The sequence below is a fragment of the Desulfoscipio geothermicus DSM 3669 genome (assembly GCF_900115975.1).
GTDB lineage: Bacteria > Bacillota > Desulfotomaculia > Desulfotomaculales > Desulfallaceae > Desulfoscipio > Desulfoscipio geothermicus.
In genome coordinates this window covers 34,002-50,242 of record NZ_FOYM01000005.1, presented here as the reverse complement: position 1 = coordinate 50,242, position 16,241 = coordinate 34,002, and the positions used below count along the sequence as shown (strand labels likewise).

Genomic DNA, 16,241 nt, shown 5'->3' with positions numbered 1-16,241 from the left:
CCTTCAAGGTTTTTTATGAAAAAATTTTTTCAGAACACTTGCCAATGTGCCGGCGGGAGTGGTTTCGAGCACGTCCAAGCCGGGCCGGGGCGGTGAAAAACCTTTTTTTACGGTTTTGGCCACCCGGCTTTTTAAAACGCTTACCGCCAGATGCCCGCCGATCCCCAGGGCTGTCAGGGCGCCGGCCAGCGCCCCCACCCGGTTGGCGTTGGCCGTAACCCCGGGCAGGTGAATGTCCGGCAGGTGCACAAAAAAGGGCATGGTATGGTCGGGAAATTCCGGGCTCGTACACCCGATACAGGGGGTGTTGGCCTTCACGGGCCAGTTGACGTGCTCCCCGTTCCACTGGCGGTAGGGGCAGTCGGCAAAGGTCACCGGCCCCTTACAGCCGGCTTTATACATACACCATTGTTCCCCCGGCCGGGTGGCAAAAATGCCGCTGTCAAAGTAATGCCGGCGCTGGCAAAGGTTATGGATGGTTTCCCCGTAAAACAGCGTGGGGCGGTTTAATTCATCCAGTTGCGGCTCCCCGCGCCACACCAGGTGGGCCAGTGTGCCCACAATCCACCCGGGGTTCACCGGGCAGCCGGGCACGTTGATCACCCGCCGCTCCAGCACCTCCTGTACAGTTTTCCCTTCGGAAGGGTTAGGGTGGGCGGCATAAGGCCCGCCAAAAGCGGCACAGGTGCCCACCGCCACCACGTGACGGGCCGCCGCCCCCAGTTCCCGTACCGCCTCCAGGGCGGTGTACGGCTTGCCGCCGCGAGTGCCGATCACGCAATACAACCCATCGGCGCAGGTGGGTACAGTGCCCTCCACAATTAATATGTATTCCCCCGGTCGTTCAACCGGGGCGTCGTTCAGCACCCCGGTGGACATATCTCCTTCGGCGGCCATGACAAAATGATTATACCGAAAATCAATCAAATCAGAAATAATGGCCAAAAAGCCCGGGTCCAGGGAATTTAAAAAAGATATACTGTCCCCGGCGCAGGTATTGGTGCCCAGCCAGATCACCGGCGGCCGTTTATTTTTCTCCACCGTTAATAATTTGCCAGTCACCTTATTGACAACATCACAACCACCATTCTGATAAAACATTTTCAACACCCCAAAATCAGCATACCCGGTACGCCAGGAAATATGTGTTTCGAAAAAGATCAATTATTACAGGTAAAATGCCAATCCATGAAAATAATTCATAAATATCCACCAACTGCACACAATATATTTAATGCTTTGCATATAACCACCAGCATGCTGATTAGCCATAAACCTACCGTTAAAACATGTAAATGAGGTCGCTTTATGGGAATTTATTTCCGCAAGCGCAAGCGCCCCCGGCCTATAGGCGTTTCTGAAAAAACAAGCCCGCCGGACGGCAATCACAACAGCGCTGATAATACTTCCGAAAGCCTGCTGCTTAGTACCGACATAGAAGAAAACCTTCAATACCTGCAAGCAATTTTTGAAAACTGCAGCGATGTCGTTTACCGGGAATTTCTGTTGGCCCAGCAGGAACAAATCAAACTGGCCCTCATCTATACCGACGGGCTGACCGATAAATCCCAGGTCAGCGAACAAATCATGCGCGCCCTGGCTCTGGAAATGTCCATGGCCACGGACAGCACCGAAATTACCCGGGCCAATGCCCTGCATTACGTTAAAATGCGGGGCCTGTGCATCCACCAAATCCAAGAAAGCCAAAGGTTGGAGGATGTGGTGGACGCCGTTCTGTCCGGTGATACCGTGCTGCTGGTGGACGGGCACGCCACCGCCCTGATTAACGGCAATCGGGGTTGGGAGTCGCGCTCCATTGAAGATTCCAAAACTGAAATCGTAGTACGGGGACCCCGGGAGTCATTCGTGGAAACCCTGCGTACCAATACGTCCATGCTCCGGCGCAAGATCAAAAATCCCAATCTCAAAATAGAAACGCTGCAGCTGGGGCAGGTAACCAAAACCGACATCGCCGTGGCTTATATTAAGGGCATAGTGAATGAAGGGCTGGTATCCGAAGTAAAAAAAAGACTGGGCCGTATCAATATTGACGGGGTGCTGGAGTCCGGTTACATTGAAGAACTTATCAAGGATAACCCCATGAGCGTATTTCCCACCATTTCACATACAGACCGGCCGGACCGGGTGGCCGCCAATCTGCTGGAGGGCCGGGTGGCCATTTTGGTGGACGGCACTCCCGTGGCGCTGACGGCACCTTATTTATTCATTGAAGCTATCCAAACACCGGAAGACTATTACGAGCAATCATTTTTTGCGTCCGGAGTACGTGTGCTGCGCATTGCCAGCCTGTTCCTGGCCCTGACGCTGCCATCGCTGTATGTGGCAATAATTTCCTTTCATCAGGAAATGTTGCCCACCCCACTGCTGCTCAGCATTGCCGCCCAGCGGGAAGCGGTGCCCTTCCCGGTCTTCGTGGAGGCATTCATAATGGAAGTGGCTTTTGAGATCATCAGGGAAACGGGTATCCGCCTGCCCCGCCCCGTGGGCCAAGCGGTGAGCATCGTGGCGGCGTTGATTATCGGTGAGGCGGCGGTGCAGGCCGGGCTGGTGGCGGGAGCCACCATTATTGTGGTGGCCCTGACGGCGATGGCTTCCTTTACCGTCTACTATAGCGGAAGCATCGCTCTGCGACTGCTAAGGTTCCCCCTGATGTTCCTGGCCGCTTTTTTAGGACTGTTCGGTTTAATTTCCGGCCTCATTATCATGGTGGTACACCTGGCCAGCTTGCGTTCTTTCGGCGTACCTTACCTGGCGCCGGTGGCCCCCATCATCACCGAAGATTTAAAAGATTCCGCTGTACGGGCGCCCTGGTGGGCCATGGACAAACGCCCGCACCTGATCGGGCAGAACAACCCGCGACGGGAGGCACCCGGTCTGAAACCGCACCCGCCCCGGGAGAGAAAAAGGTAAAAAGATGCATTTTAAAACAAGTTGGTGAAAACAATGTTGGAAAAGGGCAAAATCGGCGGCCGACAAGCCGTTTACCTAAATGTTACCATGATTGTGGCCACGGCCCTGCTGGGCGCCCCCGCCCTGATGGCCGCCCAGGCCCGCCAGGATGCCTGGCTTTCCTCCCTGCTGGCCACTCTGTTGGGCATCCCCCTGGCTTTACTGACAGTAAAATTAAGCTCATTATATCCCGGGAAAACACTGATAGAATACCTGGAGGAAATTATCGGCCGCTGGCCGGGTAAAGTCCTGGGTTTGTTGTATCTTTTTTATTTTATCCATATAACTTCCATCATGATCAGGGAATACGGCGGCTTTCTGGTAGATGCCCTGATGCCCCAAACCCCCCTCATTGTTTTCAATATAACGGTAGTAGCCATATCGGCCTATACCATTAAACTGGGGCTGGAGGTTCTGGCCCGGGCGCACCAGTTTTTTTTCCCGTGGATCGTGTTTTCACTAGCCCTGACGTTTCTTTTGGCCACCCCGCAGGTGGACCTGACCAGGCTGTTGCCGGTTTTCGAGTCAGGTGCGGTGCCCATTTTAAAAGGTTCTCTGACTCCAACGGCCTGGCACGGGGAAATTATTGCCTTTGCCATGATCATCCCCTTTCTGGCCAAACCAGATCAAGCCAGGTCAATCGCCCTTTATTCCATTGGTTATGTGGGGGTAATTTTTTTCTTTTTGGTCATCGGCAGTTTAGCCACCTTCGGACCCGGGATTGCATCCATGAATTATCCTGTTTTAAATGAGATCAGGTTAATCAGTATCACCAAAATTATTGACCGGATGGAGCCGTTCATTGTAGCGATATGGGTAACCGGGGGCTTAATGAAAGTGGCGTTTTTTTATTATGTAATAGTTCTGGGCAGCGCCCAGTGGCTAAAACTCCGGGATTACCGGCCCCTGGCACTGCCCCTGGGCGCCATCCTGGTGGCCCTGTCCATCGCCGTCGCAGAAAACACCATGCAAACATTTGATTTCATCGCCCATGTCTGGCCCCTTTACGCGCTGACCGCCTTTGAAATGGGTTTTCCGGTAGTGCTTTTGGCGATAGCCCTGGCCAGGAAAAAAGGGGAGTCGGCCCTTGATTAAAAAAATTATCTGCTTTTTATTGATCTGCGCCCTGGTGCTCCCCCTGGAAGGCTGCTGGAGTCGCCGGGAATTGAACGAGCTGGCCATTGTGCTGGCGGCGGGGGTTGATAGCGCCCCGAACAATAAAATACTGCTGACAGTACAGATAGCCAGGCCCAGCGCCTTCGGCGGAGGCGGGGGCGGGCAAAAAATGGCGGCGGCGCAGGAAAACAACGTCTGGGTCATCTCCCAAACCGGGGAATCGGTGTTTGACGCCCAGAGATACTTGGAAGCCAAGGTGTCCCGTGAATTGTACTGGGGTCATACCGTAATCCTGGTTTTTGGGGAACAGCTGGCCAGGAACGGCATACGCAAAGCGATAAACTATTTTTCCCGCTCCCCCAACACCCGGGAAACCATCTGGGTACTGGTAACCAGGGGCAAAGCCGCGGACGTGCTTAACAGCCATTCCCAGCTCGAAACCACCTCGGCGCAAAGTATTGGAAACATGGCCAGAGCGGGAGTAGGTGTGCCGGTGATGTTGAAAGATTTAAGCATAATGCTGGCCAGCAAAGGCACCAACCCGGTGCTGCCCCGCATTGAACTGACTCCGTCGGGCAAACCCCAGGGCCCGGGGATGCAGGAAAACATCCCGGAAGCCAGGGGCAGCCAGCAACAGGCCACCCTGACCCATGCGGAACCCACCACCACCGGCACGGGAGTGTTTAAAGACGACCGGCTGGTAGGCTGGCTGGATATGTCTGAAACCAGGGGATTGCTCTGGTTGAAGGATAAAATGGAAAAGGGGGAAATAACCATTCCTTCCCCCAGGGAGTCCGGGAAAAATATTTCTATTAATATTATCAGGGGTAATACCAGTGTGGAACCTTTTTATGACGGACAAAATGTGTGGTTCGATGTACGGATGCAAATGGATGGGGCCCTGCTGGAACAGCAATCCACGGAAGATTTGACCGATCCCCGTATTTTTGCCTCCATTGAGAAGGAACTGAACCGCAGAATAGAAGAAAAGGCCCGGTCTGCCCTGGAAAAAGCCCAGCTTACATACGAAGTGGATATTTTCGGGTTTGGGGAAGCCTTCCACCGTAAATATAAAAAGGAATGGGCCGTGTTGAAAGACCGGTGGAATGAAGTGTTTGCCGGTGCCGACGTCAATATTGCGGTACAAGCCCGCATAAGGCGCACCGGCCTTACCACCAACAGGATTTCCAAAGAACGATAGCCATCATGGAGTGTACAATATGGTTATACTGGTGATACTTGCGTTCCTCGGCATTATTGGCATTGAAGTGCCGGGACTGGTAAAAAAGAAAATGTGGCGGGAGCTGATCGCCTTTTCGGTACTCCTGCTGGTCGGCATGGCCCTCAGTATCCCGCAGGCGCTGGGTATCCAGGTGCCCAGCCCCAACAAGCCCATTGAGCTGTTATTCAAGCCACTCGTCGAGTGGATGAGACTATAAGCGAGTGATCGATATTATGGAGCAGGAAAGAATTTCACCCGCCCAAACGGGCATGTTCGAAAAAAGCCCCCGCAGGACCGCGGGAGCTTATTGTTTTCTTTAACCTACTGCTGGGCTTGTTGCTGCTGCTGGTACATGGGATTGTTTTTCTCGATATAGCTCAAACGGGAATTAAGCGAGTCAACGTGCCTTTGCATATCCATCTGCATTTCCTGGAACATTTTCTTGGCGGCCTGGTCCTGGGTACTGGTGGCAAAGGTAGCATAGGAACCTTTCAAAGACTCGGCCTGGGCCACCGCTTTTTGCAGGTCACTTTGGATGGTCACTGGTACATCTCCTCCTTAGTTTATTTTTGGGCCGGCGTTCCGACAACTTGCAGGATCACCGAGCCCTTGATTATTTTTTTCTGATTATACCAAGCATGGTACGGCATGAAGGTATACTTCGTTCTTACCCTTCCGGGTTGAAAACCAGGGCGGTCAAAAAACCAAATATGATGGCGGCGGTTATCCCGGTGCTGGTCAGTTCAAACATACCGGTCAAAACTCCGATGACCCCGTTCCTTTCTGCCTCGGCCATGGCTCCCTTGACCAGGGCGTTGCCGAAACTGGATATGGGCATGGTGGCCCCGGCCCCGGCAATCTGCACCAGTTTATCGTAAAGCCCCAGTCCCCCCAGTATACCGCCGGCCACCACGAAAGCCGAAAGCACATGCCCGGGGGTAAAATTGGTAAAATCCAAAATCAACTGCGCCACCACGCAAATGGCCCCGCCCACCAGAAAGGCCATCATGTATGTTTGCCATTCCATGCGTTATACCCCCTTTGCATAATTTTAAATTATCCTGTTTATTCCACCTCAATGCTAACAGCGTGGGCAATGGTTGGAATGTTGGACCCCTGCTGTACTGAGCACTGGCTGTGCAGCGCCCCGGTGGCCACCAGCAGCAATTTTTTCAATTTGCCGGCCAGCATTTGTCTGTACAGGTAACCGTAGGTGACCAACGCCGATGAAGCACAACCGCTGGCTCCGGCATGCACATCCTGTTTTTCCAGGTCGTAAATCATGATGCCGCAATCACTGTAGTTTTTAGTCAGGTCGAAACCGCCCCTGGTTATACACGTTTTGATGGCCAGTTCGTGCCCGAACTTCCCCAGATCGCCGGTCACAATCAGGTCATAGTATTCCGGCCCGTTCCCCGTGTCTGCGAAATGCTGCACCATCGTCGCGGCCGCGGCGGGGGCCATAGCGGCACCAAGGTTGTTGGCGTCCTTGATGCCCATATCCGTTACCTTGCCAATAGTGAAATATGTAATCCGGGGTCCCGTCCCCTCCTTGGCCACCAGCGCAGCCCCGGCGCCGGTCACAGTCCACTGGGTGGTGGGTTTGCGGTGCGCGCCGTATTCCGTGGGAAACCTGAATTGTCTTTCCGCGGAAGAATTGTGGCTGGAGGTAGCCGCCAAGACAAGCCTGGCGTAATCGCCGTCCACCAGCATGGTAGAGATGGCCAACCCCAAAGCGGAGGTGGAGCAGGCACCGTATATGCCAAGGTAAGGTACAGCCAATTCCAGGGCGGAAAAGCCCGAGGTTATGGTCTGGTTCAGCAGGTCGCCGGCCAGAAAAAAGTCTACCTCCTGCGGTGTAATGTTTACCTTGTTCAGGCAGGTGAAACAAGCGTTGGTCATCATTTCCTTTTCGGCGTTTTCAAAGCTTCTTTCACCGGCCAGGGTGTCGGTGTAAACGTGGTCGAAATATTTTCCCACCGGCCCCTGCCCCTCAAAGGGGCCGGCCACGGTACCGGTACTGATTATATACGGGGGATTGTCCGGTTTGTAAGTCTGTTTCCCCAACTTGGTGGCCAAGATAACACCCCCTCTACAATATAAAGATGGCATAAATCAACCCTATGACAAACGCAGTGACGACACCGAAGGTAATTACGGACCCCGCCAGCATAAACATTTTGCTGCCCACGCCGAAAACCAGCCCCTCCCGCTTGAACTCCAAAGCCGAAGCCACCACGGAATTGGCAAAGCCGGTGACCGGCACGGACAGTCCCGCACCGCCGTAGCGAGCTATTTTATCGAATAACCCCAGGCCGGTCAGTAAAGCACCCAGGAATATCATGGTGGCCACCGCCGGGTTGCCGGCTTCGGTGCTGGACAACTTGAAAGATATCTTGTATAAATCAGTAAAAAACTGGCCGATAATACAAACTACCCCGCCAAAAACGAAAGCCATGATGGCGTTTCTCAAATAGAGAGGTTTTGGGACCAGTTCATTTACCAATTCGGAATATCTTTTTTGATCCACTGTTAATGGTTTTTTCTTGGGGTCACGGGACATGGTGCTTCCTCCTGCAAATTAATTTCAGTATTTAATTTTTACACCAGAGAAAAAAAATATTTTGTTAATTTAAACCTGCGCGAACAATTGTCATATACTTGACTGCAACCGCGCGTCATTTGGGTATTATATAGCTTAGAGTGCTTATTCTAAGCAATAACCTCTCTTCCGTTATCCTGTTTCCTTATATTTCCGTGCAAAAGGGGACTGGCACCGTAAAAGGGGACTGGCTCCGATTCGTTTTGTGAATCGGTGCCTGTCCCCCTTTTACCGGTGCCTGTCCCCTTATTGCTTTTTCATTTCGAGATGGTTAATCAAAGTAGTTAGTTATGTTATAATAATCGTAATCACCGGGACAAACCCGCAAAAAAATTTATTGGAGAAATTCATTATCAGAAAAATCATAATTATCAAGAGGAGGTTTTTATGCATATCATCGCCGTTAACGGAAGTCACCGCAAGGGAAAAAATACTGCCGCTCTGCTGGGAGTAGTGCTGGAAGAAGCCGCCGCCCTGGGTGCAACTACGGAGTTACTGGAACTGGCTGATTACAATATTAAGCACTGCCTTTCCTGCAACAAGTGCCTGGGCCGGCCCCAGTGTAACATCACTGATGACGACATGGCCATGATTGGTAAAAAGTTGTTGGCCGCGGACGGTATCGTGCTGGGCTCGCCGGTGTACTGGGCCAATGTGACCACTCTGATGAAGAATTTCATGGACCGGACCCGTTACATGCACATGGTGAAAAACATGCTGGCCGGCAAAGTAGGGGGGGCGGTCACCAACGCCGGGCTACGCAACGGCGGCCAGGAGGCGGCCCTGCGCATCATGGAATTCTTCCTGGCCGCCCAGGGGTTACACGTGGTGGACTCCCGGAACCAGGACGGTCCCATTATGACCGTAGGAGTAGCCGGTTCCCTGCAAGCGGACATCAAGGATGGTAAAGTGGTCTGGCGCAAGGGCGCCCTGGAGGACGAAGCGGCGGTGCTGGCCGCCCGGCACTTGGGAAAAAACATGGTCCAGTTGATTCAGCAACTCAAGTAAAAACACAAAGGGAACAGGCCCCGTAAAAGGGGACAGGCACCGATTCACAAAACGAATCGGTGCCTGTCCCCTTTATACGCTTAACAAAAAAAGCCCTGGTCGGGTCTTAACCGCCGGGGCTTTTTTAATTCAGCGCACCACACCACCATACACGAAACTTGAAATGTAAACCATTCTGCCAACAGGGCCGGCAGTTCCCCGCTACGTTCAGAATGCTCCGCGCCTAAAAGCTGTCATTTAAGATAAGCTTGCAATGCAGCGGCCAGAAACAGTGTTCAAGTAAGTTAAGATTATGCGCCGCTGCCAACCTTGCTTCGGACCGGCCCTGGCGGTGCTGCATAATGCGCACAACGGTGCACGGACATTTTAATCTACGTCGATCACCTTGTCCGGGTTGAGAATCAGGTTGGGGTCCAGGGCCTTTTTAATAGCCTTAATCATTTTCAACTGCACCGGGTCCGTAAACCTGGCCATAAACTTTTTCCTTTTGGCGCCGATGCCGTGTTCACCCGAAAGCTTTCCTCCGTGGGTATGGGTAACTGTATACATTTCGTCCAATACCTTTTCTTTTACTGCATACCAAGCGGCATCGTCCATATTTCCCTTCAGCAGACAGGCATGGATATTGCCGTCGCCGGCATGGCCGAAACAGGGTATTTTAACTGAATATTTTTCGGCTATTTGGCTAATTTCGGCCAGCACCCTGGGAATATTACTTACCGGCACCACGATATCTTCCATGCAGTATACCGGGCTGGTAACGCGCAGCGCCTCAGCCAGGTACCGCCGCGCCTTCCAGATTTTTTCCTGACTGGACTTGTTGTCACCCACAAACACTTCCAGCCCGCCGTTCTCCAGGCAAATATTGCCGATGGTTTCAAAGTCGGCCTCCAACTGCGACTCGGTATAAGCTTCCACTTCGATAATGATATAAGCGCCGGCATCGCCGTAAGGAAGGGTGCGGTTGAGATAACCTTCCGCCGATTTGATACATAGGTTATCCATAAATTCAATAGAGGTTGGGATAATCCCGCCATTTGTCATAATCTTGGGCACGATGTCAATGGCGGTCTGCATGTCCGCAAAGGGAACCAGCAGCACGGCGTTATGCAAAGGACGGGGCAACAGTTTTAAATAAACTTTGGTCACTATGCCCAGCGTTCCTTCCGAACCGACCAGCAAATGAACCAAGTCGTAACCGGTTGAACTTTTTACGCATTTGCCGCCCAGGGTGGTGATTTCACCGGTGGGCGTGACAACTTCCATACCGTAAATGTGCCGGGAGGTGGTGCCGTATTTCACGGCTTTGTTACCTCCTGCGTTGGTGGCCACATTGCCGCCGATAAACGAACTGTCTGCGCTGCAGGGGTCACCGGCATAGAAGTAGCCCTCCTCCTGGGCGCGTTGTTGCACCTCGCCGGTGGTGACCCCGGGTTCAACAACCATAAATAGATTTTCCTTGTCAATCTCCAAAATCCGGTTCATTTTTTCCAGGGAAAGCACAATCCCGCCCAGCATGGGGACGGCGCCTGCCGCCAGACCGGTTCCCGCGCCCCGCGGCGTCACCGGTATCATTTCCCGGTTGGCCAGTTTAATAACTTCCGCCACCTGCTCTGCATTCTCGGGTTTTACCACTACCTCCGGCAAGTGCTTCCACTCAGCCTCGGGCACTTCGTCTCCGGCGTAAACTCCTAATTTTTCAGGATCCAAAACGACGTTACTTGGGCCCACTATATTTTTTAAACCGGCTACAATCTCGTCGGTAATCTTGTTGTAGCGCATTAAAACTCCTCCTTCTCAAGCACAAGCCTTTATTTTTTTAATCGCGTCCACGAATTCGGGCACCACTTCCCAAGCATCTCCCACTATCCCCACATCGGCCACTTTAAAAATCTGCGCATCGGGATCATTATTGATAGCCACAACAAATTCAGCAGTTTGCATACCGGCCAAGTGCTGAATTTTGCCGGATATGCCCACAGCCACATAAAGTTTTGGCGCAACAGTTTTCCCGCTCAGGCCAATCTGGTGGGGATAAGACACCCAACCGAGGTCTACAGCCTCCCTGGATGCGCCCACGCCGGCGCCTAAAACCCCGGCCAACTCTTCCACCAGTTTAAAGCCGTCCCGGTTTTTTAAACCTTTACCGCCGGCTACGACAATATCCGCGTCCTGAATATTTACATTCTGGGTGGTGTCTATTATAAACTCAATAAATTTTTCGGAAGTAGAGAATAGAACAGGTTCATATTTTTTTTCAATTATTTCTCCCCGGCGGGAAGAATCCCTCCCGGCCTGCCTGGTTGACCTGGGCCTTACAGTGGCCATTTGCGGCCTGTGGCGGGGCGTCTTGATGGTGGCCATGATATTACCTCCAATGGCGGGCCGGGTTTGTAAAAGAATTTTTTCCTCCGGGTCAATATCGAGAACAGTGCAGTCGGCAGTCAACCCGGTGCCCAGTTCGGCAGCCGCCATGGGCATGATTGTTCTACCGGTGGTAGTGGCCGCAGCCACTATGATTTCAGGTTTTTCTTCCGCAATAAGCCTGGTAAGGGCACTGGTAAAAGGCTTGGCCAAAAATTTTTCCAAAGACGGGGAATTAACATTATATACCTTATCGGCTCCCCGATAAATAATTTCATTCAATCCCCGAACATCGCTCCCCAGCACCGCGCAGGAAAGATCACAGCCCAGCTTGTCGGCCAGCCCCCGGCCCCAGTTTAATAATTCGTAAGTTGTTTGGTGAATCTGATTATCCACCAGTTCAGCTATAACCATAACACCTTTATAAGCCTGCGTATTCATTTACCGCACCCCTTTATACAATTTCTTTTTTTTTCCTGCAGTAATTTCACCAGTATCCCCACGGCATTCCCCGAACCGTCATGTTTAAGAATCCGCGTGTCCCTGGCTAGTTTCGGACTGAAAATTTTCACTACCCTGGTGGGTGAACCGGTCAACCCCAGTTCGTTTTTCGGTAGTCCCAATTCTTCTTCGCTCCACACTTTAACCAGGGTTTCCCTGGCTTGCACTTTGCCGGATAAGGTAGGAAATCCCGGTTCATTGATATCCTTGACTACTGTGGCCATAAAGGGATATGGAATTTCTACCTTTTCATAACCGTTTTCCACTATTCTGATAACAATGGCTGTATTTTCCCCTACATTTATTTCCTTGACAAATGTTACCACGGGAATGCCCAGCATCGCCGCCACCATGGGGCCCGTTTGTCCCGTTTCACCGTCCGTGGCCCTTTCACCGCACAAAATCATGCTCACATTTTCCAGTTTTTTTACGGCAGCAGCCAGTACCCTGGCCGTGGCAATCGTATCGGCTCCGGCAAAAGCCCGCGAAGAAAGAAGTATCCCCTCGTCGGCACCGAGGGCGATGGCCTCTTTCAAGGCTTTTTCAGCAGTCTGCGGACCCATGGAAACTGCGGTAACCGTTGTGCCGGTTGTTTGTTGTTTTATCCGCAGGGCTTCCGTCAGGGCATTTTCATCAAGGGGATTGATGACATTATCCTTTCCCGTTCTGACCATGGTTCCGGTCTCGGGATTCATTTTAACATTGTCCGTTCCCGGAACCTGTTTTACTAACGCAACAATATTCATTTTTAACACCTCCGTAGACTAATTAAAATTAATTGTGCATACCACTTGATGGCCCAGTGGTATGACCAGTTTAAAAAACAAATACCGTTTCTTCAAAATTGGTGGTTTTCCCTGCCTGGATTGCCTTGAACATTACTTTTAAATTTATTTATTCGCCTCAATGTTGCTAAATACGTATTTTTCGGCATTTGTCAAGTGTTCCAGCATTGCCCGGCGGGCGCCTGCGGGGTCGCCATTTTTAATAGCGGTATAAATGGCCCGGTGCTCCATTATAATGCGCGGCGGGTTATCCGGATTCTGATACAGTATATGCAGGACTGCCGATAAAACGCGGCTCATAATATCGCCGACGGTATTCATCAGTTTCAGGAGAAAAGAGTTGCGGGCGGCCTCGGCAATGGCAAAATGAAACCGCAGGTCCGCTTCCCCGCCCAAATTACCCTGTTCGACGTCATGCTGCACTTGCTCAAGGGCTTGGCGGATGGCCTCAAGTTGTTCGGGGCTGCGGCGCTGCGCGGCCAGACCCGCAGCTTCCACTTCCAGGATTCTGCGCAGTTCCATAAATTCCCTGGCGTTTTCACGGTCAGCCAGCAGCACCGGTGAAAAGGAACTAACCAATGATTCCACACTCTGTTCACTGATATAGGTGCCTTCACCGGGTTTAATTTTCAAGATACCCATGGCTTCCATAACCCGGAAGGCTTCCCGCACAGCGGAGCGGCCCACCTGTAATTTCTCGGCCAGTTCCCTCTCGGACATCAGCCTGTCGCCGGGTCGCAAGGTGCCGCTGCCAATCATGGCCTTGACCTGGTCAATAATCTCTTCATATATTTTTTTTGTTTTAATCGGTTTAAATTCCATAAATGCCCCCTCCCCGCTTCCAGCTACATACACTTTAATAATTATAGCACATTTACCTGGTTCGGTGTTTTAGGGGACAGGACTTTATTACAATCGCTGTTTAACTTTTGCCGCTGCCGGCTATCTGTTGGGCCAGAATTTCCGCGGTATGCTTGACAGGCAGCGCCTTACCCCGGCTGTCCAATCCACCGCTGAGCTGCAATAAGCACCCGGGGCAGTCCAAAGCCAGCATTTGCGCCCCTGTCGCTTCAATGGCGGCCAATTTTTTATCCAAAATGCGCCGGGATATTTCCGGAAATTTAATCGAATATGAACCACCAAAGCCGCAGCACCTGTCGGAACCCTCCATCTCCGCCAGTTGCAGCCCGGCGGCACTCAGCAACGCCCGCGGCTCTTCCGTAATGCCCAGGCATCCTTTCATATGGCAGGAATCGTGGTAAGTAATCCGCATATTACCCCGTTGCAGCCCCGGCAGTTCGCCGTTATCGGATTTCTCTGCCACAAAAGCCGTGAAATGTGTTACTTTGGCGGCAAAATACTCAGCCCGTTTCCGCCAGCCCGGATCCGTATCCAACAGTTCGACATACTGATGCTTTAAGGCGTGGGCGCAGGTGGGACAGGCGGTAATAATGTGCTCAACCCCGTCACGTTCAAAAGCGGCGATGTTCCGGCGGGCCAGTTCTGCCGCCGCTTTCCGGGAACCCATGTAAATGGCGGGCACACCACAGCAGGTTTGCTCCACGGGGAAAGTCATGCGCATACCCATATGCCTCAACACCTTGTGTACCGCCTCCCCCAGTTGCGGGTAAACAAAGTCGGTAAGGCAGCCGGCAAAGAAACCAACCTTGGTTTGGTCGCCGGTCGCCGGTGGCCGGTGGCCTGTGAGAACTATATCCCGGAAGGGTTTTTCGGCGATAGCGGGCAGGCTTCGTCCTTCTGTAAGCCCGGCCAGAAACATGGGCAGATGCCGAACCATGGCTCCCTTTTGAAAGGGTTTTTGGGCCGCCCTGGCGGTTTTTATCAGGTTATGAAACAATTTGCGGTTAGGCAGCACCTTTTCCAGGACGAATTTAGGCATTCCGGGCAGGCCGTTATTCTCCACCACCCGCCGGCGCAATTCACGGATTAAGCGGGGTATGTCTATATTTCCGGGACAGTACCGCTTGCAGCGTTCACACCCCAGACACAAATTCTGAATGTCACTGGCTTTTTGAAAACCATTAAAGAAAGCAGTTAGAACAGTGCCGATACCGCCGGTGTATATGTGACCGTAAACATGACCGCCCACCAGCTGAAATACCGGGCAGACATTAAGGCAGGAGGCGCAGCGTATGCACTGCAGCGCCTCTTTGAACACCGGATCGGACTGCATGGAAGTACGGCCGTTATCGAGCAAGATAATATGCAATTCCTTATCCCGAACTGAGCCATCCGGGTACGCCGCCGGCGTAGGCCCGGTGATCATGGTTACGTAACTGGTTATTTTTTGACCCGTGGCGCTGCGGGGCAGGGCCTCCAGAATGGGCTTCACGTCAGCGAATTTTTCCACCAGTTTTTCCATGCCTACAACAGCTACATGTACCGGCGGCAAAGTGGTTGTAAGCCGGGCATTGCCTTCATTGGTAACAATTACGATGGTGCCTGTTTCCGCCACGGCAATGTTGGCACCCGATATGCCCATTTCCGCTGCCAGGAATTTTTTGCGCAGTTGCTCCCGGGCCACCCGCACCAGTTCCGGAATATCAGAAGACAGCTGCCGCTTAACTTCCTCCGAAAACACATCCGCCACTTCCCCCCGGGTCATATGGATGGCCGGCATCACCATATGGGAAGGCTTTTGCCCGGATAATTGTAAAATCCACTCGCCCAGGTCGGTTTCCACTGATTCCATGCCGTGTTGGTTTAAATATTCGTTCAAATGAATTTCTTCACTGGCCATGGACTTGGATTTGACAATTTTCCGCACCCCTTTTTCTTCGGCCAGTTTTTTGATGTAATCCCTGGCTTCTTGGGCGGTGCGGGCCCGGTAAACTTTAGCGCCGCGGGACCTGGCGGATTCAGCGAACCTGCGCGCCAGTTCCTCCATATTTTGGGCGGCAGCACCTTTAATGGCGGCAATTTGCCCCCGCAATTCCTGGAAGTCCTTGCCGGCATACGCATTTTCCCTTGCACCGATATAAGCATCACCGAAACGGCCCAGCGCACCGCGCAGATTCTCGTTAGCCAGTGCTTCCCTAACGTTGTTTTTCAAGCCTTCCTTTTCACTCAACCTGTTCACCCCCCGGCCGGTCAACAAAAATAATGTGCAACTGTTCCGGGCCGTGTACCCCGATGGTCAGAACCCGCTCAATGTCGGCGGTTCGGCTGGGCCCGGAAATAAAGGCTATATAGCCCGGCAGTTCAGCCCTTTCATGGTTTAATTGCTCTAAGGCGTCAACGAAATGCTCCACCAGCCGGCCGGTGCGTACCAGTGCCACATGCACCGGCGGCAGCGTTGAAACCAGCCGCTGCTCCAAAGCCGTGCTGTCCTGCACCAGGGTGCCGGTTTCGGCAATGGCCAGATCCGCTTCGGACAACCCCAGGTGAGCATCTTCTGAGTGCTCCCGCAGATTTTCGGCATACACGGTTACTTTGCCGGTGTCGGCAGCACCAAGACATTCCCTTAAGAGATCGGATTGGGCGGTTATCACATTGGAAACATTTAATTCTTGAAATATTTGGGTCAAACGCCTGCCGGCGTCACGCGGGTCTTTGACCCGGTAAACCCGGGCGGAAACAGCTTCCGCCTGTTCTTTAAAAACATTGTACAACCGGTCAATATCTTTTTTGCCCATATATAGTCAACCTTTCT

At 52.4% G+C, this 16,241-nt stretch carries 16 protein-coding genes; 5 read left to right on the top strand and 11 right to left on the bottom strand.

Annotation, left to right across the window (positions count from 1 at the left end; all coding sequences use genetic code 11):
* Positions 1-3 precede the first annotated feature (3 nt).
* Positions 4-1,101: a hydrogenase small subunit gene (locus BM299_RS04275; RefSeq protein WP_092482232.1), complete on the bottom strand. Its 1,098-nt coding sequence runs from the start codon at positions 1,099-1,101 to the stop codon at positions 4-6.
* 207 nt (positions 1,102-1,308) lie between these two features.
* Between BM299_RS04275 and BM299_RS04270 the strand changes: the two genes are divergently transcribed.
* From BM299_RS04270 to BM299_RS04255, 4 genes are read left to right on the top strand one after another with little or no spacing between them, the layout of a single operon-like run.
* On the top strand, positions 1,309-2,931 hold the full coding sequence (locus BM299_RS04270) for a spore germination protein (RefSeq protein ID WP_092482231.1): 1,623 nt from the start codon (positions 1,309-1,311) through the stop codon (positions 2,929-2,931).
* Positions 2,932-2,964: 33 nt separating this feature from the next.
* Positions 2,965-4,065, top strand: coding sequence for a GerAB/ArcD/ProY family transporter (locus tag BM299_RS04265; protein WP_092482230.1), 1,101 nt, complete (start codon positions 2,965-2,967; stop codon positions 4,063-4,065).
* The gene (locus BM299_RS04260) at positions 4,058-5,287 is read left to right on the top strand and encodes a Ger(x)C family spore germination protein (RefSeq protein WP_092482229.1); all 1,230 of its coding nucleotides are present in this window, start codon (positions 4,058-4,060) and stop codon (positions 5,285-5,287) included. Before BM299_RS04265 ends, BM299_RS04260 begins: the two co-directional genes overlap by 8 nt.
* Before the next feature lie 19 nt (positions 5,288-5,306).
* The gene (locus BM299_RS04255; protein ID WP_092482228.1) at positions 5,307-5,525 is read left to right on the top strand and encodes a hypothetical protein; all 219 of its coding nucleotides are present in this window, start codon (positions 5,307-5,309) and stop codon (positions 5,523-5,525) included.
* Between the two features lie 104 nt (positions 5,526-5,629).
* Here the strand turns inward: BM299_RS04255 and BM299_RS04250 are convergent, their stop codons facing one another.
* From BM299_RS04250 to spoVAC, 4 genes are all read right to left on the bottom strand, one after another.
* On the bottom strand, positions 5,630-5,851 hold the full coding sequence (locus BM299_RS04250; RefSeq protein WP_092482227.1) for a DUF1657 domain-containing protein: 222 nt from the start codon (positions 5,849-5,851) through the stop codon (positions 5,630-5,632).
* 124 nt (positions 5,852-5,975) lie between these two features.
* Positions 5,976-6,335: a stage V sporulation protein AE gene (spoVAE, locus tag BM299_RS04245; protein ID WP_092482226.1), complete on the bottom strand. Its 360-nt coding sequence runs from the start codon at positions 6,333-6,335 to the stop codon at positions 5,976-5,978.
* A gap of 38 nt (positions 6,336-6,373) precedes the next feature.
* Positions 6,374-7,420: a stage V sporulation protein AD gene (gene spoVAD / locus BM299_RS04240; RefSeq protein WP_425429465.1), complete on the bottom strand. Its 1,047-nt coding sequence runs from the start codon at positions 7,418-7,420 to the stop codon at positions 6,374-6,376.
* The gene (gene spoVAC / locus BM299_RS04235) at positions 7,401-7,871 is read right to left on the bottom strand and encodes a stage V sporulation protein AC (RefSeq protein WP_092482224.1); all 471 of its coding nucleotides are present in this window, start codon (positions 7,869-7,871) and stop codon (positions 7,401-7,403) included. The genes spoVAD and spoVAC overlap by 20 nt, the downstream gene beginning before the upstream one ends.
* A 426-nt stretch (positions 7,872-8,297) precedes the next feature.
* On the opposite strand from spoVAC, the gene BM299_RS04230 reads away from it, so the two are divergent.
* Entirely contained in the window at positions 8,298-8,918 is a 621-nt protein-coding gene (locus BM299_RS04230) for a flavodoxin family protein (protein WP_092482223.1), read from the top strand.
* Positions 8,919-9,284: 366 nt separating this feature from the next.
* Here the strand turns inward: BM299_RS04230 and BM299_RS04225 are convergent, their stop codons facing one another.
* The 6 genes from BM299_RS04225 to BM299_RS04200 all read right to left on the bottom strand — a co-directional run bounded on the left by BM299_RS04225 (position 9,285) and on the right by BM299_RS04200 (position 16,224).
* On the bottom strand, positions 9,285-10,700 hold the full coding sequence (locus BM299_RS04225; RefSeq protein ID WP_092482222.1) for an FAD-binding oxidoreductase: 1,416 nt from the start codon (positions 10,698-10,700) through the stop codon (positions 9,285-9,287).
* 15 nt (positions 10,701-10,715) lie between these two features.
* Positions 10,716-11,723 (bottom strand): electron transfer flavoprotein subunit alpha/FixB family protein, encoded by a 1,008-nt coding sequence (locus BM299_RS04220; RefSeq protein ID WP_092482221.1) that lies wholly within the window; start codon positions 11,721-11,723, stop codon positions 10,716-10,718.
* A complete protein-coding gene (locus BM299_RS04215) occupies positions 11,720-12,529 on the bottom strand; it encodes an electron transfer flavoprotein subunit beta/FixA family protein (protein ID WP_092482220.1) in 810 nt (269 codons plus the stop codon). Before BM299_RS04215 ends, BM299_RS04220 begins: the two co-directional genes overlap by 4 nt.
* A gap of 144 nt (positions 12,530-12,673) precedes the next feature.
* Complete coding sequence (locus BM299_RS04210; protein ID WP_092482219.1) at positions 12,674-13,390, bottom strand: FadR/GntR family transcriptional regulator; 717 nt, start codon at positions 13,388-13,390, stop codon at positions 12,674-12,676.
* Between the two features lie 100 nt (positions 13,391-13,490).
* On the bottom strand, positions 13,491-15,659 hold the full coding sequence (ldhH, locus tag BM299_RS04205; protein ID WP_092482218.1) for an L-lactate dehydrogenase (quinone) large subunit LdhH: 2,169 nt from the start codon (positions 15,657-15,659) through the stop codon (positions 13,491-13,493).
* Entirely contained in the window at positions 15,652-16,224 is a 573-nt protein-coding gene (locus BM299_RS04200; protein WP_092482217.1) for a LutC/YkgG family protein, read from the bottom strand. The genes ldhH and BM299_RS04200 overlap by 8 nt, the downstream gene beginning before the upstream one ends.
* Positions 16,225-16,241 lie beyond the last annotated feature (17 nt).